The following is a 903-nucleotide window of genomic DNA, read 5'->3' on the forward strand; positions in this document are numbered from 1 at the left end:
CGCCAGGCCCGAGGTGGTACCCCCCCCTACCCCACAAAAGTCGGCGGTAGTAACGACTGCGCCCAAGCCGCAGAAGGTCGAACCCAAGCCCAAGGAAAGCAAGGCACAGCCCAAGCCGGCGGCGCCCGCGCCAGACTTCGACAGCTCGCAGCTGTCCAGCCAGATCGCCAGCCTGGAGGCGGAGCTGTCCAACGAACAGCAGATGTACGCCAAGCGCCCGCGCATCCACCGCCTGAACGCCGCCTCGACCATGCGCGACAAGGGCGCCTGGTACAAGGAAGAGTGGCGCAAGAAGGTCGAACGGGTGGGCAACCTGAACTACCCCGACGAAGCACGTCGGCAACAGATCTACGGCAACTTGCGCATGATGGTGTCGATCAACCGCGATGGATCGCTGTACGAAGTGCTGGTACTGGAATCGTCCGGGCAGCAGGTGCTGGACCAGGCAGCGCAACGCATCGTGCGGCTGGCAGCGCCGTTTGCACCGTTCACCGGGGATTTGGCCGAGTTTGACCGGCTGGAGATCATCCGCACCTGGCGCTTTGCCCGTGGGGACCGTTTGTCCAGCAACTGACTCAGGGCCTCGGTGTAGGGCTTGCTATATGCGGTGGCGCGGATATCGAGCGCCGCCCGCGCGGCGCATCGCGAGCTACGCTCGCTCCTACGTTTGTTTCGGGCCAATTATTCCTGTTGGATTTGCGCGCGAACGCCTTGGCGCATGGCTCGATTTCGCGTCGTACGAACAAAGCGGTCGCGCGCGCCTGTCACAAGCGTAACTGGCCCGAAACAAACATAGGAGCGAGCGTAGCTCGCGATGCGCCGCGCGGGCGGCGCTCGATCTCATAAGCGCCAAAAACCTCAAGACAGCCGCCAACCAAGCGACACAAATCCGCACCTTGTCAG

Annotated in this window: 1 protein-coding gene; it reads left to right on the forward strand. The window is 63.2% G+C overall.

Annotated features, from left to right (window positions below):
- Positions 1–574 (forward strand): energy transducer TonB (locus AC07XM_RS31040; protein WP_146026072.1); only part of this gene is annotated, 574 nt, incomplete at its 5' end.
- Positions 575–903: the final 329 nt, after the last annotated feature.

The sequence above is a fragment of the Pseudomonas sp. GW460-LB5 genome (assembly GCF_059423245.1).